At 54.0% G+C, this 22628-nt stretch carries 22 protein-coding genes; 12 read left to right on the top strand and 10 right to left on the bottom strand.

The window, feature by feature from the left end:
• Positions 1 to 295 precede the first annotated feature (295 nt).
• On the top strand, positions 296 to 2392 hold the full coding sequence (gene fusA, locus PHE17_RS11005) for an elongation factor G (RefSeq protein ID WP_301015897.1): 2097 nt from the start codon (positions 296 to 298) through the stop codon (positions 2390 to 2392).
• A 58-nt stretch (positions 2393 to 2450) separates the two neighbouring features.
• On the opposite strand, the gene PHE17_RS11000 is transcribed toward fusA, so the two are convergent.
• The 5 genes from PHE17_RS11000 to PHE17_RS10980 are packed head-to-tail and all read right to left on the bottom strand — an operon-like array spanning position 2451 to position 8416.
• Positions 2451 to 5555 carry an efflux RND transporter permease subunit gene (locus PHE17_RS11000; protein ID WP_301015896.1) on the bottom strand — a complete coding sequence of 1035 codons (3105 nt, stop codon included), beginning with the start codon at positions 5553 to 5555 and terminating at the stop codon, positions 2451 to 2453.
• A gap of 5 nt (positions 5556 to 5560) precedes the next feature.
• The gene (locus PHE17_RS10995; protein WP_301015895.1) at positions 5561 to 6712 is read right to left on the bottom strand and encodes an efflux RND transporter periplasmic adaptor subunit; all 1152 of its coding nucleotides are present in this window, start codon (positions 6710 to 6712) and stop codon (positions 5561 to 5563) included.
• A 17-nt stretch (positions 6713 to 6729) separates the two neighbouring features.
• Positions 6730 to 7665 carry a toll/interleukin-1 receptor domain-containing protein gene (locus tag PHE17_RS10990; RefSeq protein ID WP_301015894.1) on the bottom strand — a complete coding sequence of 312 codons (936 nt, stop codon included), beginning with the start codon at positions 7663 to 7665 and terminating at the stop codon, positions 6730 to 6732.
• 9 nt (positions 7666 to 7674) lie between these two features.
• Positions 7675 to 8166 (bottom strand): hypothetical protein, encoded by a 492-nt coding sequence (locus PHE17_RS10985; protein WP_301015893.1) that lies wholly within the window; start codon positions 8164 to 8166, stop codon positions 7675 to 7677.
• The gene (locus tag PHE17_RS10980; RefSeq protein ID WP_301015892.1) at positions 8159 to 8416 is read right to left on the bottom strand and encodes a UPF0175 family protein; all 258 of its coding nucleotides are present in this window, start codon (positions 8414 to 8416) and stop codon (positions 8159 to 8161) included. The genes PHE17_RS10985 and PHE17_RS10980 overlap by 8 nt, the downstream gene beginning before the upstream one ends.
• A 156-nt stretch (positions 8417 to 8572) precedes the next feature.
• Between PHE17_RS10980 and PHE17_RS10975 the strand changes: the two genes are divergently transcribed.
• Positions 8573 to 9760: a class I SAM-dependent methyltransferase gene (locus PHE17_RS10975; RefSeq protein ID WP_301015891.1), complete on the top strand. Its 1188-nt coding sequence runs from the start codon at positions 8573 to 8575 to the stop codon at positions 9758 to 9760.
• Complete coding sequence (locus tag PHE17_RS10970; RefSeq protein WP_301015890.1) at positions 9748 to 10311, top strand: hypothetical protein; 564 nt, start codon at positions 9748 to 9750, stop codon at positions 10309 to 10311. Before PHE17_RS10975 ends, PHE17_RS10970 begins: the two co-directional genes overlap by 13 nt.
• Positions 10312 to 10323: 12 nt before the next feature.
• Here the strand turns inward: PHE17_RS10970 and PHE17_RS10965 are convergent, their stop codons facing one another.
• Positions 10324 to 11010: a hypothetical protein gene (locus PHE17_RS10965; protein ID WP_301015889.1), complete on the bottom strand. Its 687-nt coding sequence runs from the start codon at positions 11008 to 11010 to the stop codon at positions 10324 to 10326.
• Between the two features lie 74 nt (positions 11011 to 11084).
• Between PHE17_RS10965 and cobU the strand changes: the two genes are divergently transcribed.
• Entirely contained in the window at positions 11085 to 11609 is a 525-nt protein-coding gene (gene cobU, locus PHE17_RS10960; RefSeq protein ID WP_301015888.1) for a bifunctional adenosylcobinamide kinase/adenosylcobinamide-phosphate guanylyltransferase, read from the top strand.
• Here the strand turns inward: cobU and PHE17_RS10955 are convergent.
• Positions 11595 to 12071: a YaiI/YqxD family protein gene (locus PHE17_RS10955; RefSeq protein WP_301015887.1), complete on the bottom strand. Its 477-nt coding sequence runs from the start codon at positions 12069 to 12071 to the stop codon at positions 11595 to 11597. The genes cobU and PHE17_RS10955 overlap by 15 nt on opposite strands.
• 67 nt (positions 12072 to 12138) lie before the next feature.
• Here PHE17_RS10955 and PHE17_RS10950 point away from each other — a divergent pair, with 67 nt between their 5' ends.
• Both PHE17_RS10950 and PHE17_RS10945 read left to right on the top strand, forming a co-directional pair.
• Positions 12139 to 12876: a hypothetical protein gene (locus tag PHE17_RS10950; protein WP_301015886.1), complete on the top strand. Its 738-nt coding sequence runs from the start codon at positions 12139 to 12141 to the stop codon at positions 12874 to 12876.
• A 3-nt stretch (positions 12877 to 12879) separates the two neighbouring features.
• Positions 12880 to 13998: an amidohydrolase family protein gene (locus PHE17_RS10945; RefSeq protein ID WP_301015885.1), complete on the top strand. Its 1119-nt coding sequence runs from the start codon at positions 12880 to 12882 to the stop codon at positions 13996 to 13998.
• Here the strand turns inward: PHE17_RS10945 and PHE17_RS10940 are convergent.
• The 3 genes from PHE17_RS10940 to PHE17_RS10930 all read right to left on the bottom strand — a co-directional run bounded on the left by PHE17_RS10940 (position 13901) and on the right by PHE17_RS10930 (position 16284).
• The gene (locus tag PHE17_RS10940; protein WP_301015884.1) at positions 13901 to 14593 is read right to left on the bottom strand and encodes a tyrosine-protein phosphatase; all 693 of its coding nucleotides are present in this window, start codon (positions 14591 to 14593) and stop codon (positions 13901 to 13903) included. The genes PHE17_RS10945 and PHE17_RS10940 overlap by 98 nt on opposite strands.
• Positions 14594 to 14602: 9 nt before the next feature.
• Positions 14603 to 15109, bottom strand: a complete 507-nt coding sequence (locus PHE17_RS10935; protein ID WP_301015883.1) for a hypothetical protein — start codon at positions 15107 to 15109, stop codon at positions 14603 to 14605.
• A 116-nt stretch (positions 15110 to 15225) separates the two neighbouring features.
• Entirely contained in the window at positions 15226 to 16284 is a 1059-nt protein-coding gene (locus PHE17_RS10930; RefSeq protein ID WP_301015882.1) for a hypothetical protein, read from the bottom strand.
• 213 nt (positions 16285 to 16497) lie between these two features.
• Here PHE17_RS10930 and PHE17_RS10925 point away from each other — a divergent pair, with 213 nt between their 5' ends.
• From PHE17_RS10925 to PHE17_RS10900, 6 genes are all read left to right on the top strand, one after another.
• Complete coding sequence (locus PHE17_RS10925; RefSeq protein ID WP_301015881.1) at positions 16498 to 17157, top strand: hemolysin III family protein; 660 nt, start codon at positions 16498 to 16500, stop codon at positions 17155 to 17157.
• Between the two features lie 166 nt (positions 17158 to 17323).
• Positions 17324 to 17968 (top strand): hypothetical protein, encoded by a 645-nt coding sequence (locus PHE17_RS10920; RefSeq protein ID WP_301015880.1) that lies wholly within the window; start codon positions 17324 to 17326, stop codon positions 17966 to 17968.
• Positions 17969 to 17973: 5 nt separating this feature from the next.
• Positions 17974 to 19653 (top strand): vWA domain-containing protein, encoded by a 1680-nt coding sequence (locus PHE17_RS10915; RefSeq protein WP_301015879.1) that lies wholly within the window; start codon positions 17974 to 17976, stop codon positions 19651 to 19653.
• Positions 19654 to 19674: 21 nt separating this feature from the next.
• On the top strand, positions 19675 to 20067 hold the full coding sequence (locus PHE17_RS10910) for a hypothetical protein (protein ID WP_301015878.1): 393 nt from the start codon (positions 19675 to 19677) through the stop codon (positions 20065 to 20067).
• Between the two features lie 80 nt (positions 20068 to 20147).
• On the top strand, positions 20148 to 21179 hold the full coding sequence (locus PHE17_RS10905) for a bifunctional nicotinamide-nucleotide adenylyltransferase/Nudix hydroxylase (protein ID WP_301015877.1): 1032 nt from the start codon (positions 20148 to 20150) through the stop codon (positions 21177 to 21179).
• Between the two features lie 60 nt (positions 21180 to 21239).
• The gene (locus PHE17_RS10900; protein WP_301015876.1) at positions 21240 to 22625 is read left to right on the top strand and encodes a nicotinate phosphoribosyltransferase; all 1386 of its coding nucleotides are present in this window, start codon (positions 21240 to 21242) and stop codon (positions 22623 to 22625) included.
• The last annotated feature ends 3 nt before the right edge of the window (positions 22626 to 22628 follow it).

Below are 22628 nucleotides of genomic sequence, written 5' to 3'. Positions count from 1 at the left end.
CCTGTGCCAACTCATCAACTTATTTTCAAGCTATTGATATTTAACAAGTAGCTTGGGGCAGGTAAAAATAAATCCGAGCGTGTCAGGTGGAAAACTGTCAGAAAGCGACAGGTGTGGCGTCAGAGGGTGACAAGTGTGGGCAGAGTGTCAGTTCATGCCCATCAGCTTACTGATACCTGAAAAATCGCTGAATGGGCATCTTTGTCCTTGAATTTCCTCTTACTCCGTGCATCAAGATGCATTACAATCGCCCCCTTATCCGCAGTTCCTGCGTTTTTCTTTGAGATTTGGACAAATGACTGACTTAACACTTTACCGGAATATCGGCATTTTCGCCCACGTTGACGCGGGCAAAACCACCACCACCGAACGTATCCTGAAACTGACGGGCAAAATCCATAAAATTGGTGAAGTGCATGACGGCGCGACCACCACTGACTTCATGGTGCAAGAGCGTGAACGCGGGATCACCATCCAGTCCGCTGCTACCACCTGTTTCTGGAAAGACCACCGCTTCAACATCATCGACACCCCTGGGCACGTTGACTTCACTATCGAAGTTTACCGTTCACTGAAAGTGTTGGATGGCGGCGTTGGCGTATTCTGCGGTTCCGGCGGTGTTGAACCCCAGTCTGAAACCAACTGGCGTTATGCCAATGACTCCGGCGTTGCCCGTGTCATTTTGGTCAACAAACTCGACCGTTTGGGTGCCGATTTCTACCGTGTTGTTAAGCAAGTCGAAGATGTACTCGGCGCACGCCCAATGGTGATGGTGCTGCCAATCGGTACAGAAGACAACTTCTCCGGCGTGGTCGACCTGCTGACCCGTAAAGCATGGGTCTGGGATAACTCCAGCGACCCGATGAACTACGTGATCCAAGACCCACCAGCCGACATGGCTGATCTGGTCGAAACGTGGCGCGAAAAGCTGATCGAAATGGCAGTCGAGCAAGATGACGACGCGATGGAAATGTACCTCGGTGGTGAAGAGCCGCCAATGGACGTTATCAAGCGTTGCATCCGTAAAGGTACTATCGGTCTGGACTTCTTCCCAACGTTTGCAGGCTCTGCCTTCAAAAACAAAGGCATCCAGTTGGTGTTGGACGGGGTTATTGACTACCTGCCTAACCCAATGGAAGTTAAGCCACAGCCTGAAACTGACTTGGAAGGCGTACCGACTGGCGAATTTGCTATCGTTGATGCTGCCCGCCCACTGCGTGCTTTGGCGTTCAAAATCATGGACGACAAATACGGCGCATTGACGTTTACCCGTATCTACTCCGGTACACTGAAAACGGGCGACACCATCCTCAACACTTTCACCGGCAAAACCGAACGGGTTGGCCGTATGGTGGAAATGCACGCGGATGACGCAAACTCCATCGAATCCGCACAAGCGGGTGACATCATTGCACTGGTTGGCCTGAAAAACGTGCAAACTGGTCATACCCTGTGTGATCCGAAAAACCCAGCGACACTTGAACCGATGGTCTTCCCTGATCCGGTCATCTCCCTCGCCATCTCACCGAAGAACAAAGCCGGTGCAGAAAAAATGGGTATCGCGCTGAACAAAATGGCGAAAGAAGACCCGTCTTTCCGTATTGAAACTGACCAAGAAACGGGTGAAACCATCCTCAAAGGCATGGGCGAACTGCACTTGGACATCAAGGTCGACATCTTGCTGCGTACCCACGGTGTAGAAGTTAACGTCGGTAAACCACAGGTTGCTTACCGCGAATCCATCACCAACCGCATCGAAGACAGCTACACCCACAAGAAGCAGTCGGGTGGTTCTGGTCAATACGGTAAAATCGACTACACCATCGAACCGGGCGAACCGGGCACGGGTTATGTCTTTGAATCCGTGGTTGTCGGTGGTTCTGTTCCGCGCGAATACTGGCCTGCGATTGACAAAGGCTTCAAAGAAAGCATGGGCAAAGGCCCATTGGCGGGCTACCCTGTCGTTGACGTGAAATTCACGTTGCGCGAAGGTGGTTTCCACGCGGTTGACTCCTCTGCCATCGCGTTTGAAATTGCGGCGAAAGGCGGCTTCCGTCAAACCATGCCGAAAGCTGGCCCACAAATCCTCGAACCGATCATGAAAGTGGACGTGTTTGCACCGGATTCCCACGTGGGTGACGTTATCGGTGACTTGAACCGTCGCCGTGCGATGATCAAATCCCAAGATACCGCACCTATCGGTGCACGTATCAAGGCAGAAGCGCCATTGTCTGAAATGTTTGGTTACATCGGTTCACTGCGTACCATGACTTCCGGTCGTGGTCAGTTCTCGATGGAATTCTCCCATTACGCTGCTTGCCCTAGATCGGTTTCTGATCAGGTCATCAAAGAAGCGCAAGAACGTAAGAAAGCGATCGAAGCAGAGAAGTAATTACCTCCTTACCAGTCGTTATAAAAATCCCCGCTACGGCGGGGATTTTTTTGTCCTGTCACTCTGGATTTTTAGCGGGAAACACTTTTCTTACTGCCACAAAAAATACAGGCACAAAGAATATCCCCAGCAGTGTCGCAGCGATCATTCCGCCCATAACACCCGTGCCTACCGAATGTTGGCTGCCTGACCCTGCCCCGTTACTGATGACCAGCGGCAGTACCCCAAGGATGAAGGCGAACGAAGTCATCAGGATCGGGCGCAAGCGTATCCGCACTGCTTCTAGCGTGGCTTCGATCAGGCCGTAGCCGTGCGCCATCAGTTCCTTGGCGAACTCGACGATCAGGATGGCATTTTTCGCCGACAGCCCAATGGTGGTCAGCAACCCGACCTGAAAATACACGTCATTGTTCAAACCGCGCCCATAAGTTGCCAGCAACGCCCCGATCACCCCGAGTGGCACGACCAGAATGACCGCAAATGGGATCGACCAGCTTTCATACAAAGCCGCCAACGCGAGGAACACCACCAGAATGGAAATGGCGTACAACAGCGGCGCTTGTGCCCCGGATGCCTGTTCCTGATGTGACATGCCCGTCCATTCGTAACCGATACCGGGCGGCAGTTCCTTGATGAAACCTTCCACAATGTCCATTGCCGTGCCGGAACTCACCCCCGCGACTGGCGCACCCGTGACTTGCACTGCTGCCATGCCATTGAAACGTTCCAACATCGGCGAACCGTACACCCATTTGCCTTTGGCGAAGGCTGAAAACGGCACCATGTCGCCCGCAGCATTGCGCACGAACCACAGGTTCAGGTCGTCAGGCAACATGCGGCTGGAGGCTTCACCTTGCACATAAACCTTTTTCACCCGCCCCTTGTCGATGAAATCGCCCACATACGAGCCGCCCCATGCGGTCGACAGCGTGTCATTGATGCTGGTGACGGATACGCCCAACGCCCCAGCCTGCGGGATGTCGAGGTCAATCTGGTACTGCGCGGTATCTTCCTGCCCATTGGCACGCACCCCGGTCAGGCGCGGCTCCTGCGTGGCTTTTTTCAGGAAATCGTCACGTGCTGCCAGCAGGGCTTCATGCCCCAACCCGGCGCGATCCTGCAATTCCACGTCGAAACCGGAAGCATTGCCCAAGCCGCGTACTGCCGGAGGTGCGGTTGCCACCACTTTGGCATCGCGGATACGCCCGAGTTTCGCCATTGCCCGTGCGGCAATCGCCTGTGCGGTTTTATCCGCGCTAGGGCGCTGTGACCAGTCGGTGAGGCGCACGAATACCCGCGCCACGTTTTGCCCGTTCCCGGCGGAGCCTGAACCTGCCACTGCAAACAGGGTTTCCAGCACATCCTTTTCCTGTTCCAAGAAATGCTTTTCAACTTGCTGGATGACTTTCAGGGTACGTTGCTGGGTTGCGCCCGGCGGTAACTGGATTTGCACGAACAAAATGCCTTGGTCTTCATCCGGCAAAAATGAGGTAGGCAAGCGCGTGAACAGGAAGCCCATCAGCGCCACGATCAGCCCGTACACCAGCAGGTAACGCCCGGTGTTGCCCACGATTTTCCCGACCTTGGCTTGATACGCCAGCGTACTGCGGATAAAGCCCCGGTTGAACACCCCCAACACCCCGTGTTCCCCATGCCCCTCCGATGGCGGTTTAAGCAAGGAAGCGCACAAGGCGGGCGTCAGCACCAGCGCTACCACCACCGACAGCACCATTGACGATACCAGCGTGATGGAAAACTGGCGGTAAATTACCCCGGTGGAGCCACCGAAAAACGCCATCGGTACGAATACCGCCGACAGCACCAGCGCAATCCCCACTAGCGCCCCGGTAATCTGCCCCATCGACTTGCGGGTAGCCTCACGCGGTGGCAATTTCTCTTCGTGCATCAGGCGCTCGACGTTTTCCACCACCACGATGGCATCGTCGACCAGCAGCCCGATTGCCAGCACCATGCCGAACATGGTCAGGGTATTGATGGAATACCCCGCAATTTCTAGGATTGCAAACGTCCCCAGCAGCACCACTGGCACGGTAATCGTCGGGATCAAGGTGGCTCGGAAGTTTTGCAGGAACACGAACATCACCACGAATACCAGCGCTACCGCTTCCAACAGGGTATACACCACCCCTTCGATGGAAATCTTGATGAACGGCGAAGCATCATAGGGGATCACCGCTTTCAAGCCGGGGGGGAAATATTCCTGCAAATCTTTGAGCTTGGCCTTGACTGCTTCCGCCGTATCCAGCGCGTTTGCCCCACTCGCCAGCGTTACCGCCAGCCCGGAAGACGGGTTGCCCTTGAAGCGCGAAATCACCTCGTAGTTTTCGCTGCCCATTTCCACTTTTGCCACATCGCCCAAGCGCACCACTGCACCTTCCGCCGTGGTTTTGAGGACAATGGCGCGGAACTGTTCGGGGGTTTGCAAGCGCGATTGCGCGGTTACGGTGGCGTTCAATTGCTGGTCGGGGACAGACGGTGTGCCACCCAATTGCCCAGCGGATACTTGGGTGTTCTGCGCTTGGATGGCGCTTTTCACTTCCGCCGTGGTCAGCTTGTAATTGTTGAGTTTGAAGGGGTCGAGCCAGATGCGCATCGCATATGCAGCACCAAAAATCTGGGTGCTGCCCACGCCTTCCACCCGGCTGATTGGGTCTTGGATGACCGTGGCGATGTAGTCAGCAATGTCGGTCTGGTTCATGCTGGCGTCTTCGGAAATGAAGCCCAGCACCAGCAGAAAACCCGTGGAACTTTTCGCCACTTTCACGCCTTGCGCCTGCACCGCCTGCGGCAATTGCGGTAAGGCCAGTTGCAGCTTGTTTTGTACTTGCACTTGGGCAATATCGGGGTTGATGCCTGCCTCGAAGCTCAAGTCAACTTTCGCCGCCCCGGCAGCACTGCTGGAAGATGAAATGTATTGCAAACCATCCAGCCCCGTCATTTTCTGTTCAATGATCTGGGTAACGGAATCCTCCACGGTTTTGGCGGAAGCACCGGGGTAGCTGGCGCTAACTGAAATGGTCGGCGGGGCAATGTCAGGGTATTGCGAAATCGGCAGGTTGGGGATCGCAAGTACCCCCGCCAGCATGATGATAATGGCGATAACCCACGCAAAAATTGGGCGGTCAATGAAGTAACGGGACATAAAACTTACCCCTTTACTGGTACTGGTTTGACTTTCGCACCCGGTTTGGCTTTTTGCAGGCCATCCACCACTACTTGTTCACCGGCAGTCAGCCCGCTTTCCACCACCCATTTGTCGCCTACCGCTTGGGTGGCTTGGATGGTGCGTTGTTCCAACGTGCTGTCGGCTTTCACCACCCACACGCTTGCTGCACCATTGGCTTTACGGCTGACGCTGGGCTGCGGGACTAGCAGTGCATCTTTGCGCCCGCCTGCGCCGAGTTTCGCCCGCACGAACATCCCCGGCAATAACTGCTGTTCGGGGTTGGGGAATTCAGCGCGGACTGTCACCGAGCCGCTCGCTGCATCCACGGTCAGGTCGGTGAAAGCCAGTTTGCCTGCATGGGGGTAAGCGCTGCCATCCGGCAACAACAGGTTCACGGCGGCGGCTTGCTCACGTTTCAGGCGCAGCAATTCGGTGCTGGCTTGGGTAATGTCCACCAAGATCGGGTCAAGCGGCTGGATGGTAGCTAAGGCGTTGGCTTGGTTTGCGGTGACTAAGGCTCCGGCAGTGACAGCGGATTTGCCAATGAAACCGTCAATCGGGGCTTTCACATGGGTGTAGGCGAGGTTGACGCGGGCATTTTTCAGTGCGGCTTGGGCAACGGCGACATCGGCTTCGGCTTGCTTTTGCTCCGTCAACTGGTCGTCGTGGACATCGCGGCTGATCAGGCCACGGTCTGCTAAGCCTTGTCCGCGCTGGGCTTTGCTGCGGGCGGATTCCAATGCAGCTTCGGCTTTGGCAAGCTGGGCAGCGGCAGTATCAGCGGCGGCTTGGTAAGTGGCGCTGTCAATCTGGTAGAGCGGCGTTCCCTTTTTGACTTGCGAGCCTTCTTGGAACAGGCGTTCTTGGATGATGCCTGTGACTTGCGGGCGCACTTCCGCAACTTGCAACGGTGTTACCCGCCCCGGCAATTCGCTGGTCAGCGTGACGGTTTCGGGTTTTAGGGTGATGACCCCAACTTCGGCTTCTTTTTGCGGCGGTTTGCCTGCGTCGTTGCTTTTGCCGCAAGCACTGAGCAGGGCTGTTCCCAACAGCAGGGCGGGAATCATGAATTTAAATTTGGCGATGTCTTGCATAATGCCCTTGTCCTTATCCCAGCGAATACAAACTGTCATTAAAAAGTCCAAAAAAGTCAGAACGGAATGTCATCTTCAAGATCAAAGGCATCGTTGTCTTTATGAACAACCTTTTGCAAACTATACTTCATCAAAAGCTGGTTCAGTTTTTCCAACGCTTGTCCCTTAGCAAACACTGCTGTGGAAGCTGCTCCTTCTCTCAGCTTCTCAAGATAAGCTATGGGTAAATCACTTATGTCATTCAAATAGCTCAGTTTTACCAACGCTTCCTGTTCTTCATTAGCTTGCAGGATTGTGTCAACGAAGCATGTCAGCATTTTTGTTCGAGTTTTTGGTGAAGATACCAATATTCCAAAAATTTCCTTGGCTACCTGCGATATTGTTTTATTACCATCTGCCTGCAAGCCTTGGTATTTCTGGATGAATCCGTAGGGGATTACATCTCGGACAATGGGAATAACTAGAATACCCCGACCAATAGCAATACCAACTTCTTGATTTGTCCAGTTGCTTTCCTTGAAACCTGGCATCAAGATGGCAGCCAACGCATCCATAGAGAACAGCCCTGCCTCAATTTCATCTTGCCATTTTTTCGTAGGTTCAATATCAACATGCGCCACAAAAGCTGAAATGCCAAATTGCTTGAGAGCTTTTCGTAAAGTGGCTGTTCTATCTTTAAATGTGGAAATATGGCTAAGAAAAAGACGAAAGTAACCCGCCTCCCAAAAAGTTGCTTCCGCAGTATTTTTGTCTGTTACCACTGTATACGTGTGAGGTATACCTAGCTCATCGGCAACTTTCAGCACAACCGTATCAGGTTCACCTGCAAGCAAATCTTTCGTGTATTTCCACTTACTGTTAACGTTTGATGTGGGTTTATTGGTATTGACACCAGAAGCTTCGAGATATGCTGAAATATCGTCATACCCCATTCGACTTTGCAAGGTACGTCCGACTTTGTCAATTAAATCAATGCGATCTAAAGCTCTCATCAGTGACCATTAAGTATCATGTTTTAGTGCAAATTCGATGACATCTACGCCCAATCGTATGCCTCTTGCCTGCATCCGCTGGATAGCCTGAGCTAGTGAAAACTCTGGGTGTTCCTGTTTGTAGCGCACCAATACCCCGGTTGAACCTGTCAGCGTCAAGCCATTGAGGCGGGCAACGCGCCTGCCGATGGCTTCATCAATACAAACCGTTTCAAGACCTTTGTCCAGTGCCAGTTGGATAACGGCAGCTTCGCCTCTGTCGAGCGAATTTGCCAAAAACGGTGAAATCTTAACGGACTGCTGAGCTTTATGCAGGAAACTGGCTGCCATGAATTCTGGTATGGCGAAGTTATTGTCACCACCCCGGCAAATTTCTTCTGCCACTTCAAACGGGACATGTACCGCAGTATACAGACTGCGCAGCGGTTCCAATGTTCCCCACTCCGCTACTAGGGCAATCAGCGGACTGGTGTTAATGACGATGGTTTTCTGTTCAAGCATTGGCTAAGTCTGCCTCAAGCTCATCCATCGGCAAATCCAGCATCGGCACACCGTAACGGTGCAGGTTCAGCAAGAAAGTTACCCGTTCGATGCCTGCCAGTTGAGCTGCCATGCCGGATGATAGGCGTTTCATTTCAAACAACTTGACCGCCATTGCCATACGCGCTTCCTGCGCAAACGCCGTCGGCGTCATTTGCAATGCATCAGGAAAATGGGCGGGGTATTCGACGTGTATGGAGTTTGACAGCATGGGTGTTCCATCCTTTTCTACCAATATTTCGCCCATTCTAGCACAAGGGCTAGGTAGGAACGGTTCGTTTACGCCGGAACGTGCAGATTAAGGTACGTCGATCAATGTGCAACGGCTATAATCCTGCGCACGAATAACGGAATAGGCGCAAAGCCCGTGGTCAATGGTCAGGTCATCCTAAAACAGGGGCGCGATAAAAATGTCCGCGCCCACCATCCGTGGGTTTTTTCCGGCGCAGTCCAACACGTCAAGGGTAAACCACAATCCGGCGAAACCGTCGAAGTCCGCACTGCGGGCGGGGATTTGCTGGGTGTTGGTGCGTGGTCGCCTGCTTCACAAATTCAGGTGCGCTTGTGGGCTTTTACGGAAGAACCTATTGACCGCGATTTCTTTACGCGCCGTATCCAGCAAGCCTTGGCATACCGCCAGCAATTGGGTATTCCGCAACGCAATTCCGGCTACCGTTTAATCAATGCCGAATCCGATGGACTGCCGGGTGTGGTAGTGGATGTTTTCGGCGATTGGCTGGTGATGCAAGCTTTGACCACCGGGGCGGAATTTTGGAAACACACCATCGCCGATGCGCTGCTGGACGTGATTCCTGCCAAGGGTATCTACGAGCGTTCCGACGTGGATGTGCGCAAGAAAGAAGGGTTGGAAACCACTGTCGGCATCCTCAAAGGTGAGGCGCAGCCTGCACACATCGACATTGTGGAAGAAGGCCGCCATTACCGCGTGGATGTCGTCAACGGGCACAAAACCGGCTTTTACCTCGACCAGCGTGACAACCGCAGCGTGTTACAACAGTATGCAGCAGGCAAAACCGTGCTTAACTGCTTTTCGTACACCGGCGGATTTTCCATTGCCGCGCTACACGGCGGGGCGGAAAAAGCCATCAATATCGACGCCTCGCAACCCGCACTGGACATTGCTGCCGATACCGCAGCGCTGAACGGTTTTGCACCGGAAAAAATGGAACATATTTGTGGCGACGTATTCAAACTGCTGCGCGAATACCGCAACGAAGGCCGCCAATTCGACATGGTGGTACTTGACCCACCCAAATTTGCAGAGAACCGTAACCAATTGGAAAAGGCGGCACGCGGTTACAAAGACATCAACTTGCTGGGGTTCAAATTGCTGCGACCGGGTGGTTTGTTGTTCACGTTCTCGTGTTCGGGCTTGATGGAAAGCGGTTTATTCCAGAAAATTGTCGCTGACGCCGCCGTGGATGCGGGTTGCGATGCACGTATCCTGCGCAAGCTGGATCAGGCTACTGATCACCCGACACGCTTGGCGTTCCCCGAAGGTTATTATTTGAAAGGTTTGGTATGTCAGAAGTAGCGCAAACACCTACCGCCACAGAAGTTTCCACCCAGCAACGCTTGCTGGAAATTTTCAACCGCCTGTTACCGCTGGTGGATAGCGTTTCCGACAAGGTGCGCTTCGCTGCCCTGCTGGGTGTGGGGTTGGATGCGTGGATTTTCGTGTGGCTGTATTTCCTCAAACACTTTTCGCTCACCAGCGCGTTGGTGGTGGCGGGTGTATTGCTGTTGCCGATCCTGATTTTGCTGCGCTTTTGGTGGGTATTGGAAGACATCAAGGATTTGCCCAACATCGCCGGGGAAATGATGAACGATGCCAAAGGCGAAATTAAGGAAACGGTGCAAGGTATCCGCGAGGGTAAGACCCAAAAGCTGGGTTTCTTGAGTTCCGCGAAAAGCTTGTGGAGCATCGGCTCAATGGCGACGGAAGCGCGGGAACTGGTCGGCTCTTACATCAGCATCGGGACATTGGCTAACCCGCTGTCCCTGATACTTGGTGCACTGTCACTGTTGTTCGTATTGCTGCTGATTTTGGTCAGCATTGTGTTGTTGTTGCTCGCCTTGTTCTAACGCTTGCCGCACTCAATAGGCAACAATGATGTTGTCGATGAAAACATCCCCGCCATTGGGGAAGCGGATGTGGATGCTGTCGAAACTGTCCACGCCTGCCGCTTCGCTGTAATGCACCTTCACTTCGGTGTCGCTGGAAATTGATGCGGATGCATCGTGCATTTCCAGATCAAGGATCAGGATGCGCGGGTTGAAACCCTGCGGCGCTGCCCGCACCAGTTTCACCACTTTGTTGCCATCGGGAACTGTAACCGTGCCGCTGACATGCAAAGCACTGGGGCCGGGCGGCATGGCGTTGATCCAAGCGTGCCAATCGTGCGAATGGTCGGGTGGCAATTGCGCATCGTCTTCCCCGTGTGCGTACAGGATGACGGCTTTGCTTGGCCTGAAATCAGTGCCTTCCGCATCATCCCCTCGGGTATAAAAAGTTACCACATAATGCCCAGCTTCCAGCGTACCCAAATCGACCGACTCGTTCAGGCGTTGCGGTAACTTGCTTTCAACCCGCTCGGGGGTAATGTGGGTGAGGAAAATGCTGATGTGGTGGTTTTCAACGCTATGCGATGTTTCTAGCACATGACCGGAGCCAACCACGTCGATGTGGAAATTCAGTTGGCATTCTGGTGGCATTGATTTTAGCAAAGTGATGCCGTCAACGATGACGGGCGACGTTGCTAAAGAATAGCCGGTTGTACTCATAATGAACCCCCTTCACTGGTTTTGATCTTCCCCTTAAGCATAGTGTATCGTCATCATTTTTGTAGGATTACACCTTGCAAAGTCTCATCCTTGGTGGCGCACGGTCGGGCAAAAGCCGTTATGCCGAAACGCTGGCGCAACAGTCCGGGCGCGAAGTCATTTATATCGCCACTGCCACCGCGCAAGACGCCGAAATGCAGTCCCGCATTGCGCACCATCAAGCCAACCGTCCCGCCCATTGGCAAACCATCGAAGAGCCGCTGGCCTTGGCAACTTGCCTGCAACAACACGCCGCACCCGGACGTTTGCTGCTGGTTGATTGCCTGACCTTGTGGCTGACCAATTTGTTGTGCGCGGAAGATGTCAGCCGCTTGCAGCAGGAAACCACGCAATTACTGCAATGCCTGCCAGAACTTTCCGGTGACATTATTTTTGTCAGTAACGAAGTGGGGTTGGGGGTCATTCCCTTGGGTGAGCTGACTCGCCGTTACGTCGATGAAGCGGGGCGTTTGCACCAGCAATTGGCAGCGCAAATGCAACGCGTGGTGTTTATGGTGGCGGGCTTGCCGCATGTGTTGAAGGGTTCAGCCATTTCCTGACGGTTTGGCTGCGGTTTTCGCATAACGCGCCAGAAAACGGTCAAGCTGGTTGGCAAAGGCTTGGCGGTCGGTTTGGTTCAAGGTCGGTGGCCCGCCGGTCATAACGCCGCTGTTGCGCATTTCTTCCATCGCATTGCGGATGCGCAGACGTTCGCGGATATTTTCGGGGGTGTAAAATTGTCCGCGCGGGTTGAGCGCGTGACCTTTCTTTTCAATTACTTCCGCTGCGAGTGGGATGTCGGCGGTAATCACCAAGTCGCCTGCCGATAATTCTTGCACAATGCGGTTATCCGCCACGTCAAACCCTGAGGCGACTTGGATGCTTTTGATGTATAGCGATGGCGGGGTGCGCACGAATTGGTTTGCCACCAGCGTGGTGCGGATTTGCATCCGTTCGGCGGCGCGGAACAGAATTTCCTTGATCACATTGGGGCAGGCATCGGCATCGACCCAGATTTGCATGGCGGTTCCTTCGGTGTGGGGCGCTAAAGGGGTAACTATTCCATAATTCCGCTGGCTTATCGACAAGATGCGTATTTCGCGCCTTTCGGTATTGCTATCCGATACTTGGTGGTCTGCTGCTTTTCAGCAAGTGGCGTGGCGGGGCAAGATGCCTTGGTTCACCAACCACAATAAGGAAACCGCCATGCGCCTGTTACTCCGTATCCTGCTAATCGTCTTGCTGGGGATTGCCTTGTTTGGCTGCGCTACCCAAGCGTTGCATTCCAATAAAAGTAGCAGCACCGAAAAGATCAAAAGTTTCCTCGTCACCCAAGATGCTGCCACTTTGGTGGTGGCGGGTGAGGAGCATCACTTCATTTTCCCTCTGGGTGAACCGCTGAAATCGCTGCTGCAATGGCAAGGGCGTAACAAGCTCACCCCAACTTTCGGTACATTTAGCGTCAATGCCGGGCAAACGGTGACGGGTAATTACACCTTACAATCCAATCTTGCCCAATTAAGCGCCACGGAAAAGCGGTTCCTTACCCAACGCGGTTTCAAAGCGGGTAACAATACCAGCGTGTTGGAATACAGCGCCACCATCCAAGGCACGCGCTATCTGGCGGGTGATGTGAAAGTGCCGCAAACAGCTTACTTCCACCAACCGTATCGCGTGAGCATTATCGCGCCGGATGATGCCGCAGATACTGCTGCGAAAATTGCTCTGACCCCGCTGGCATTGGCGGCGGATGGGGTAACAGCGGTGTTGGGCGGCATTGTGCTCGCGCCATTTTTTGGCTTGTGGGTGCTGTCGGGCGGGTATTAATACGTGAAACGACGCTCTTGGGTCTGGCGTTTATTGCTGGGTGTGCCGGTGTTGCTGTTGGGCATGATGGTTGTGGCGCTGCTGCTACGCGAAGCCCTTTTTAGCGGCCCAGTCGTGCCGCCTGCGGCTTTGCCAACGGGCAAAATTGTAGACATGCATGCGCATATTGCCGGTTATGGCAATGGTGGCAGCGGTTGCTACGTGTCACCGGCATTACGTGCCAATTTCCGTTTTGACCAATACCTCAGCGGATTTGGTGTTACGCGCAAGGAAGTGGAAGCGCACGGCGACCAAGTGGTGGTGGATAAGATTGCCGCCCGCTTGCAAGCTTCCAGCAGCGTCGATGCGGCGGTGTTGCTGGCACTGGACGGGGTGGTGGATGCCAAAGGGGAGCTGGATTTGCCCCGCACGGAAGTTTACATCCCGAATGCTTACGTGGCGGCGCAAGTGCAACGTTACCCCAAGCTGTTTTACTTTGGTGCAAGCATCAACCCTTATCGTAAAGATGCGTTGCAACGCTTGGAAACTGCCAAACGGCAAGGTGCGGTGTTGGTGAAGTGGATTCCAAACATCCAGCAGATTGATCCGGCTGATCCGCAACTGACGCCCTTTTACCTGAAAATGCGTGAATTGCATTTGCCGCTATTGAGCCATACCGGGCAGGAACAGGCATTCAGTAATGCCAATGATGCTTTCGGTGATCCGCGCCGCTTGGCATTACCGTTGTCGTTGGGGGTGACAGTGATTGCCGGGCATGTTGCCACCACCGGGATGAGTGCGGGCGAAGACAATTACCAGCGTATCCTGCCGATGTTTGCGCAATACCCTACGCTCTACGCCGACATTTCCAGCCTGACGCAAATTAACAAACTGGGTTTTATGGGTAAGGCACTACAGGAACCCCGGCTTAAGGGGCGATTGCTGTATGGAAGTGATTTTCCGATGTCCAATATGATCCTGAGTTCCGCGTGGTATTTCCCACTCAACCTGAGCAAAGACGATATGCACCGCATTAACAGTATCCCTAACCATTGGGATCGGGACGTGGCGCTGAAACAGGCACTGGGAGTTCCGCCGGATGTGTTTGCGCGGAGTGCGCAAGTGTTGGGTCTGCCTGATTGAGCGGACACCCCGGCCCGCTGACCTGTTGGCGCATTTTCCCAACATCCACTTGGTGGATAAATTCGGGGACATTCGTAAAGAACGGGTGGTAGCCATACCCACCTTGCATCAGTTCATCCAGCGCCTGCGTTTTGTCCCAGCCTTGGCAGACCATGCGGTATAAGGCGACCACCGTGCCGGTACGGTCAGCACCGTGCAGGCAATGCACCAGCACGGGTTCACGGGATTGGGCAATCACGTTCAGCGCCGCCAGCATTTCACGTTCGCCAAAATCGCCGGGATTCACCCACACATGGTTCAAGGCCAGATGCGTACCCGTGGCGGCACTCTGGTCATCGTGGTATTGGCGTAAATTGAGCACCCGCAGGATGCCCGATTTTTCCAACGCCTGAAAACCGTCCGGGGAAGGTTGGGCAGAACGGTAAAGGTGTGGCGTCACCCGATACAGGTTAGGCGCACCTTCCACGGCTACGGGTTGCGCCCACCATGCAGGGCGTGGGAGTTGCGCCGTATCTGCGGCGTTAGCGGGCGTTTGCGCCAGCAACAGCAGGAAGGTGATGCCCCAGCGGGTAATCTGGCGTGTTATTTTTTGCATTACCCGGCGTTATTCCGAGTGCCCTGCGCTACACGGCAGCCCGCTTTTGAACAGCACATAGCCACTTTGCACCTCTAGCGGGCGGCGGATATGGCTGGCCTCGAAGCAAACCCCGGCATAAAACTGGACATTATTGGCTTCCGCCAAACGGTTGTGGAAAGTGATTTTCTGCATGGTGCATTGCGCGTCATTTTGCCCATCCATATCCGCTAGCGGGATGCCATTCCCCGGCGAAAACACCATAGCAGGCGAGCCATCCTCAAGGTAAGGGTTGGGGTCTGGGGTGATGAAAGCGATTTTAACGTGATGCAATTGCCAGTCGTGGCGCAAGTTACGCAGCTCCAGCAGCAGATGCCTGTCGTGGTCGGTGGTTTCGGGTTGGAACCACAGGTTCATCGCCAAGTAGGGGGTGTCCCCGTATTTTTCTTGCTTAGCGTGGCACGGGGTGCAGGTATACTGCTCCAGCCCCGTGGCATTGTGTTGATTTTCCATCGGTGTTATTTGTGGTGTGTTCATCTTGATCGTTGCCTTTTTAATACAGCCCAGAAGTGTAGACTGTATCGTAGGCTTTGCGGTTCAATTAAACAGCAAAAAACACCTGCCATCCGTCGGGGAATGATCCCCGTCCCGGTTTATTTCTGCTCCTGATACGTGGCGTTGCCGCCATCACCGAGCACCATGCTGTAGTTGCCTTCCCCTGCGTGGTACATGTAGCGCACTTGCAGGTAGTAAATGCCCGCAGGTAAATCCGCTTGCGTCAGGGTAAAGTCAGCCTTGGCATCATCTCCGGCACGCGCCAAACGGTTGCCTTTGTCATCCCACAGGTCTGCAACTATATCCAGCCCACCTTGGGAACTGACGGTGAACTTACCGCCGGGGAATTCCACGCGGAAGGTGTCGTAATCGCCGCGTTGGATGTACGCCTTGACTGTACTGGGATAAGCCAGTGCAGGCGAGGTATTGTCGGCAGTGGTCGGTGCATCAGGAATCTGGATATTGCCCTGCGGTGAAGTGGTTGTATTGGGCTGGGTCGGCTGGGTGTCTGTTCCTGCCGTTGGGGTTTCGCCCGGAACATTGAGCAGCAGTAAGGGAGAATGCCATACGCTCCCCTTACTGCGTGCCGATGATTTTTCTACGGCGGCATCGGCATCAGCAGGTGTTTTCAGCATCACTTGGGTGGAAAGCTTAGGTTTGTTGAACGTTGCCACGATATACAGCGAGTTGTGTTCACTGTTTGGGGCAATGGTGAAATTGTGGCGATACAGGTCGCATTTGGCACTTTCGTTTGCAGTAATCGGCCACGGGCTTTGCCCACGGGTAGCAAAGCCACGCACAACCCCCGATGTTTCGCCGAAACTGCTAGTGTTATCCGTGAGTGGTGTTACGCCATCCATCCAGACGCCTATTTTGGTTCCCGTACCCGAATCCGGTGGCGCTGGTACGCATTCGTATAAGGTGTATTTTTGTCCCGGCGTTACCGTAAACCGCGCTACGGTTAGGTAGGGGCTGCTGCTTAAATAGCGTTGGTACAAACGTTTGGGGGTGTTGGCGGGCGTGGCTTTTTCCGCCGGGGCAGAAATGGTCGCCATCTGGTTCAGCGCTAAGGGTGCTGGTACTGGGTAAGGTGCAGCTAACAGTGTTACAGGCAACAGGCCAATGGCAAGTGTTGCTCCAGCAAGTCGGTATTTCATGGGATATGCTCCTTCACCAAGGAAAATGTAGGACTATTTTCTCTAGTTTCTGCCTTCTTTTTTTCAGGTGCAACAGGCGATTAGGCGTGTTTTTGGGCATCGGACAAATGGTTTTTTTGCCTTATGCGGGTATTGCCCTCGCCTATGGCTAAGGCTTCAGTGCTACTATGGCAGCATCCGCAGATGAATTGAAACCCGACTGGGAGGATGCCTATGCAAGCTAACGAGATTACCCCTTACAGCTTAGGTGAAGAAATTGCCAACGCTGTCACACATGGGCTGGGGACGGCGGCGGCAATCGTCGCGCTGACCTTGATGATGGTGAAATCGGCAGGGGCGCTGGGTGCTGCCAACATCGCTGGGGTCGCCGTCTATGGCGCGAGCTTAATCATCCTGTTCCTGTGTTCCACCCTGTATCACAGTTTTGGCAACCCCACGGTAAAGGCGGTGCTGAAGCGCCTAGACCACAGTGCGATCTTTGTGCTGATTGCCGGGACCTATACCCCGTTTTTGCTGATTACCCTGCAATCCCCGCTGGCGCATGTGTTGCTATTCGTGATCTGGGGAATGGCGGTCGCGGGGGTATTGTTCAAGGTGTTTTTTATTCACCGGCTGAAACGCGCATCCTTGGCGATTTACCTGCTGATGGGGTGGCTGTCGCTGCTGGTGGTGTACGAACTGTACGTCGCCTTGCCTACGCCCGGTTTTGCACTGTTGGTGGCAGGCGGGCTTGCCTATAGCATCGGGGCTATTTTTTACGCTGCGAAAAATTACCACTACACCCATGCCATTTGGCATCTGTTTGTGTTGGGCGGTGCTGCCTGCCATTGTGTGGCGATTGCGGTGTATGTGATTCCGTCGTCGGGTATTTAACCCTATCGGTAACGGTTTATCGTATGCTGATGAAACCGAAGGTATATGCTTTTCGGCGAAGCAATACGTCAGCAATCTTGCTACAGTATCCTTTATATAAGACCTTGTGAGGAGAGCACTTATTTCTGTCGCAACCCCCTACAATACCATCAAGAATTACACCCTCATGGCAGCCTTGTTATCAGTGGTGTTGGTCGGCCTGTTTGCATGGTGGTTCCAAACCCCGTGGTGGATGCTTGGCATTTACGCGCTAGTCGCCGCCCTTATCGCTGTCACCGTGCCCTTGATGTACCGCCTGCTCGGCTATAAAGACTACGACGAAGCCCTGTGGCTGCACGAACGCAATGTGCGCGAACACACCGCCTTGCTGGAACGCCTGCAAAGCGCCCGTGCCAGCCTTGCGGAATTAGACATCAGCGAGGGCGTCAAGCAAGCCGACGTTCTGACCGACATCCTCGACGATTACCGCTCGGTGGTGGAAACTCGTTTCGTGGGTAAAGCCTTTGCTCCCGTCACCTACCTGAATGCCGCCCGCAGTGTGCAGGAACACGTGGTGCAAAACCTTACCGATATGGTAGCCGTCGGTCATAGCCTTTCCGGGATCAGCCGCCAGCAAGGCCAAACCGACTTGTACCAAGAGCAGCAACAACGTCTTACGGGGCTGCTGGCAGAAAACGACAAACTCTTTACCGCCCTGACCGAAACGGCGGTGGAAGTCGCCAATATCCGTTCCACCAGCCAGTTTGAACGGCTGGATACGCTGGCACGCTTAGTCAGCCTTGCCCAAACCGCCAACCAGACAGGAAAATAATAGGCATGAAAACCTCAACCCAACGTATCGCACTGGCATCCATCACCCTGCTGGCGGCAGCGTTACTGACCGCTTGCGATGAGGCAACGGTGGATAACAAAGTAAATGCCGAAACCCAAATCCACAATCTCGTGCAGTCGGATGTGCAACCTAGCCACAACGAAAACCAGTACCGCGCCAACATCCAGCTTACCCGCACTAACTTGCTGTCGATGCTGCCCGATTTGGCGGAATACCCACTGCTGAACGATGCGGCGGATAGTGCCGACACCGAAGCGGCAGAAATTTTCACCTCCGCCGACAAAGCAGGCAAAGGCATGGATGGGGTGTATCTGGAATTGGCGGAACAATTCAACCAGCAGCACCAAACCCTCAGTAACGGCAAAAAAGCCGCGATTGCCATCCGCAAGCTCGATTCCGGCTTGGGGGCGCAATTCATCATGACTGGGCAATACGTCGCGGAAGGTTATTCCCCCGCCAATGGGCTGTGGGGCAATTTGGTCAATGCCAGTGGCAGCAAACTGACCACCGTTGCGGACGTGACTGCTTCCAGTGTTGCCGGGATCATTGTCAAAAAGGCCAAAGTCGACCAGATCACCACCGCTGGAAAGCTGGATATTGCCAAGCTGCTGACCAATGTCAGTAATGGCTCGTTTGCAATGGGCTACACCAACCCTTACCAATCCGCTACGGGCTTGAATTTCCTGCTGACGGTGTTGGATGCGTTTGCCAAAGGCGACCAGACGCAGATGCTTTCCCCCGATGTTGCCAGCGCGTTTGAAGCCTTCCAAGTGGGCGTGCCATTCGTTGCCCAAAACACCTTGCAAATGCGTGATGCGGCAATGGGCAGCGGCGTACTGGATGCCTTTGTCGGCAGCGAACAAACGTGGTTGGGCATGACCGGGATGGATGATTACCAATTCGTCGCCTTCGGGGTACGCCACGACAACCCGCTGTACGCCACCAGCGCGGCTGACCCGGCAGAACAGGAAGTGTTGAAACGCTTTGCCCAGTTCATCAACACCCAAAAGCCAGTACTGGAAAAATTCCATTTCGGAACCAGTTTGGATTACAAGGACGCTTATAAACTGCCCGATGGCGGTGTCATCGCGCAGGCACAAAAGCTGTGGAAACAGAAAAAGTCCGGCGGCAAACCGATTGCAGCGGTATTCGTCACCGACATTTCCGGCTCGATGGAAGGCGAACGCATCAAAAACCTGAAAAAAGCCCTGATCGAATCATCTGACCTGATCAGCGCCAATAACGCCATCGGCTTGGTGTCTTACAGCGACATCGTGAACGTGGATTTGGCGATTAACCCGTTCAACGTCCAACAAAAATCGCTGTTTAATGGTGCGGTCGAGCAACTGGCAGTCGGTGGCAAAACGGCTACTTACAGCGCCACACTGGTCGCGGCGGATTTGCTGCTGGAATTCAAAAAGACCCACCCGGATTACAAGACGGTGATTTTCGTGCTGTCTGATGGCGAGACCAATAGTGGGGTGAGCTTTGAGGATACTAAAGCATTGATGGAATCGGTCGGCATCCCCATCCACACCATTGCCTACGAGCTGACCTCCCCGGCGCTCAAGGAAATGGCTGGCTGGGCGGAAGGCGCTTACACCGAATCCAGCACTGGGTCGGCCTCGTTCCGCATCGGTAACTTGCTGAATGCAGAAATGTAACCACGGCACAGGAGCTATCGTTTGAAACTGTTGAAAGTTTTCGCCCTGTTCATCGTGTTGCATATCGCGGCATGGGCGGGCACGCATACCTACCTGAGCAAACACCAGCCGGATGTGTTGGTGGTGGTGGATACGTCCTACTCCCTGAAACCGCATTTCGGGGCAATGGAAGCGTGGATTAACTACCTGCAAGCCAGTACCCGTTACAAGCGCATCGTGGTGGGGACGGATAAGGCATTGCTGGGGGATTTGCAAAGCATTCCCTCCAAATCTGTCATTTTCCGTTCTGCTTTTGGGCGCATGAGTGCGGATAACCTGAAGCGTTACGAAGAAACTCCGGCGGTAGAAAAAATCCTGTTGTCGGATGGCAGCATCCAGCCAGCAGGGTGGAAAGTGGTGACATTCGGTCATTGACACAACACGCAAATCAGCGTTTACTTATACGCATCTTGGATAGACCAAGATTAACCATTCTCAGTAAGGAGCTTACTGACATGCAAAAAACCAGTTTTGACTTTCTGGTCTTTATAGGCCGTTTCCAACCGTTTCATGCAGGCCACCAAAGTGTGGTGGAAGCCGCATTGCAACGTGCCGAGCGCGTGATTGTGCTGGTCGGTTCCAGTTGCCAGCCGCGTACTTTGCGTAACCCGTGGACATTTGCCGAACGCGAATCTGTTATCCGTGCCGTATTTCCTGATGCAGGCGAACGCTTGATCGTCTCCCCGTTGCTGGATGAAACCTACAACGAGCAGGGATGGATCACCCGCGTGCAACAATCCGTGCATGGCATCACTTGCCGTTTTCCACCGAAAGTGGGCAGTGCCACCCCGCGCATTGGCCTGATTGGGCACAGCAAAGACCACAGTTCCTATTACCTGTCGATGTTCCCGCAATGGCATTCGGTGGCGGTGGAAAACGTGCGTGGGCTGTCATCTACCCCGGTGCGCGAACAGTATTTCCAACACGGCACGACCAGCGATGATGTGCCGCCTGCGGTAAAAACGTGGATGGAAAGTTTCCGTGAATCTGACACCTTCCAACACATTGCAGGCGAGTGGGAATTCGTTAACCAGTACCGCAAGGGCTGGGAAGCCGCGCCCTACGCCCCGACCTTCGTTACTGTCGATGCGGTGGTGGTGCAAGCCGGACACATCCTGCTGATCGAGCGCAAAGCCCGTCCCGGTAAAGGCCAATGGGCGTTGCCCGGTGGTTTCCTTGATCCACGCGAAAAACTGCGGGATGCGGTAATCCGTGAATTGCGTGAAGAAACCCGCATCAAAGTTCCCGCTCCGGTATTGGCTGGCTCGATTGAGAAGGAACAGGTATTTGACGACCCGCACCGCTCTGCTCGTGGGCGCACCATTACCCATGCATTTCTGATCGAACTCAAACCCGATGCGCACGGCTTGCCGAAAGTGAAAGGCGGTGACGATGCGCAACATGCTTTTTGGGTTCCATTGGGCGACCTTGATCCCGAAAAGCTGTTTGAAGACCATTTCCAGATTATTAAGACAATGATTGGGTAAACATTCTCTCTTTTCCACGCTGGATAGACTGGCGTTTAACTCAACACAGGAGGATTTCCTATGTTCACTAACTTGATTCTCAACACGGACAGCTACAAAGCCAGTCACTTTCTGCAATACCCTGCCGGGGCGGAAGTGGTGTCATCTTATATTGAGTCACGCGGCGGGCAGTTTAAACAGTCGCTGTTCTTTGGCTTGCAGGCATTCATCAAGGAATACCTACTCAAGCCTGTTACTATGGCGGATATTGACGAAGCAGACGCGCTATTTGCCGCGCACGGTGTGCCATTTTACCGCCAAGGTTGGGAACAGATCGTGCAGCAGCGCGGCGGTTTCCTGCCCATCGAAATCGAAGCGTTGCCGGAAGGCATGGTTGTCCCCACCGGCAATGCGCTGGTACAGGTACGCAATACTGACCCGCAAGCCTACTGGCTGACTTCGTATCTGGAAACCGCGTTACTGCGGGCGATTTGGTATCCCACTACTGTCGCCACGTTGTCATGGCAGGTGAAGCAAGCGATCCGCCAGTCACTCGAAACCACCTGCGAAAACCCGGAAGCTGAGTTGCTGTTCAAGCTGCACGACTTCGGCGCGCGCGGGGTGTCTTCCCACGAATCGGCAGCCCTCGGCGGCATGGCGCACTTGGTCAACTTCATGGGCACGGATACGGTAGTCGCATTGTTGGCGGCGCGTAAATATTACGGTGCTGAGATGGCGGGTTTCTCAATTCCCGCGACCGAACACTCCACCATCACTGCGTGGGGACGCGACGGCGAGGCAGATGCTTACGCGAATATGCTCAAACAGTTCGCCCAGCCGGGGAAATTGCTGGCGGTAGTCTCTGACTCTTACGACATCTACCATGCAGTTTCCGAGATTTGGGGCAAGCAATTGCGGGCGGAAGTCGAAAGCAGCGGTGCAACCGTGGTGATCCGCCCCGATTCTGGCGTGCCAGAAGAAATTGTGCCGGAAGTGCTGAAACGCTTGTATGCCGAATTCGGCGGGCGCGTGAACAGCAAGGGTTTCAAGGTGTTGAGCGATTGCGTGCGGGTGATCCAAGGTGATGGGGTGGATGTGGATTCCATCGGCGTGATTTTGCAACGTATCCAGCAAGCGGGGTTTTCCACCGAAAATGTGGCGTTCGGCATGGGCGGCGGGCTGTTGCAGAAGGTTAACCGCGATACCTTGAGTTTTGCGATGAAGGCTTCCGCGATTCAAATCAATGGCGCGTGGCGCGATGTGTATAAGCAGCCCATTACCGATTCCGGCAAAAATTCCAAGCGCGGACGGTTGGCGGTGATCAAGGATGCTGGTGGTATCAAAACCATCCGCGAAGATGCGCTGTCGTGGGAAACCAACTGCTTGCGTCCGGTGTTCCGTAATGGCGAATTGCTGGTGGATGACAGTTTTGAAACCGTGCGTGCCCGTTCCAACGGTCAGCTATAAAAG

This window comes from Thiothrix sp. (genome assembly GCF_028714775.1).
Classification (GTDB): domain Bacteria; phylum Pseudomonadota; class Gammaproteobacteria; order Thiotrichales; family Thiotrichaceae; genus Thiothrix.
Note: the sequence above shows the minus strand (reverse complement) of the source record. Positions and strands in the feature narration are given on the sequence as shown.

Coding starts and splice junctions, on each gene's coding strand:
- fusA (WP_301015897.1), top strand. CDS start 296: ATGACTGACTTAACACTTTACCGGAATATCGGCATTTTCGCCCACGTT.
- PHE17_RS10980 (WP_301015892.1), bottom strand. CDS start 8,416: ATGCTGTCAAACTCCATACACGTCGAATACCCCGCCCATTTTCCTGAT.
- PHE17_RS10930 (WP_301015882.1), bottom strand. CDS start 16,284: ATGAAATACCGACTTGCTGGAGCAACACTTGCCATTGGCCTGTTGCCT.
- PHE17_RS11000 (WP_301015896.1), bottom strand. CDS start 5,555: ATGTCCCGTTACTTCATTGACCGCCCAATTTTTGCGTGGGTTATCGCC.
- PHE17_RS10925 (WP_301015881.1), top strand. CDS start 16,498: ATGCAAGCTAACGAGATTACCCCTTACAGCTTAGGTGAAGAAATTGCC.
- PHE17_RS10915 (WP_301015879.1), top strand. CDS start 17,974: ATGAAAACCTCAACCCAACGTATCGCACTGGCATCCATCACCCTGCTG.
- PHE17_RS10965 (WP_301015889.1), bottom strand. CDS start 11,010: ATGAGTACAACCGGCTATTCTTTAGCAACGTCGCCCGTCATCGTTGAC.
- PHE17_RS10955 (WP_301015887.1), bottom strand. CDS start 12,071: ATGCAAATCTGGGTCGATGCCGATGCCTGCCCCAATGTGATCAAGGAA.
- PHE17_RS10920 (WP_301015880.1), top strand. CDS start 17,324: ATGGCAGCCTTGTTATCAGTGGTGTTGGTCGGCCTGTTTGCATGGTGG.
- PHE17_RS10970 (WP_301015890.1), top strand. CDS start 9,748: ATGTCAGAAGTAGCGCAAACACCTACCGCCACAGAAGTTTCCACCCAG.
- PHE17_RS10940 (WP_301015884.1), bottom strand. CDS start 14,593: ATGCAAAAAATAACACGCCAGATTACCCGCTGGGGCATCACCTTCCTG.
- PHE17_RS10990 (WP_301015894.1), bottom strand. CDS start 7,665: ATGAGAGCTTTAGATCGCATTGATTTAATTGACAAAGTCGGACGTACC.
- PHE17_RS10985 (WP_301015893.1), bottom strand. CDS start 8,166: ATGCTTGAACAGAAAACCATCGTCATTAACACCAGTCCGCTGATTGCC.
- PHE17_RS10950 (WP_301015886.1), top strand. CDS start 12,139: ATGCGTATTTCGCGCCTTTCGGTATTGCTATCCGATACTTGGTGGTCT.
- PHE17_RS10905 (WP_301015877.1), top strand. CDS start 20,148: ATGCAAAAAACCAGTTTTGACTTTCTGGTCTTTATAGGCCGTTTCCAA.
- PHE17_RS10935 (WP_301015883.1), bottom strand. CDS start 15,109: ATGAACACACCACAAATAACACCGATGGAAAATCAACACAATGCCACG.
- PHE17_RS10900 (WP_301015876.1), top strand. CDS start 21,240: ATGTTCACTAACTTGATTCTCAACACGGACAGCTACAAAGCCAGTCAC.
- PHE17_RS10995 (WP_301015895.1), bottom strand. CDS start 6,712: ATGACAGTTTGTATTCGCTGGGATAAGGACAAGGGCATTATGCAAGAC.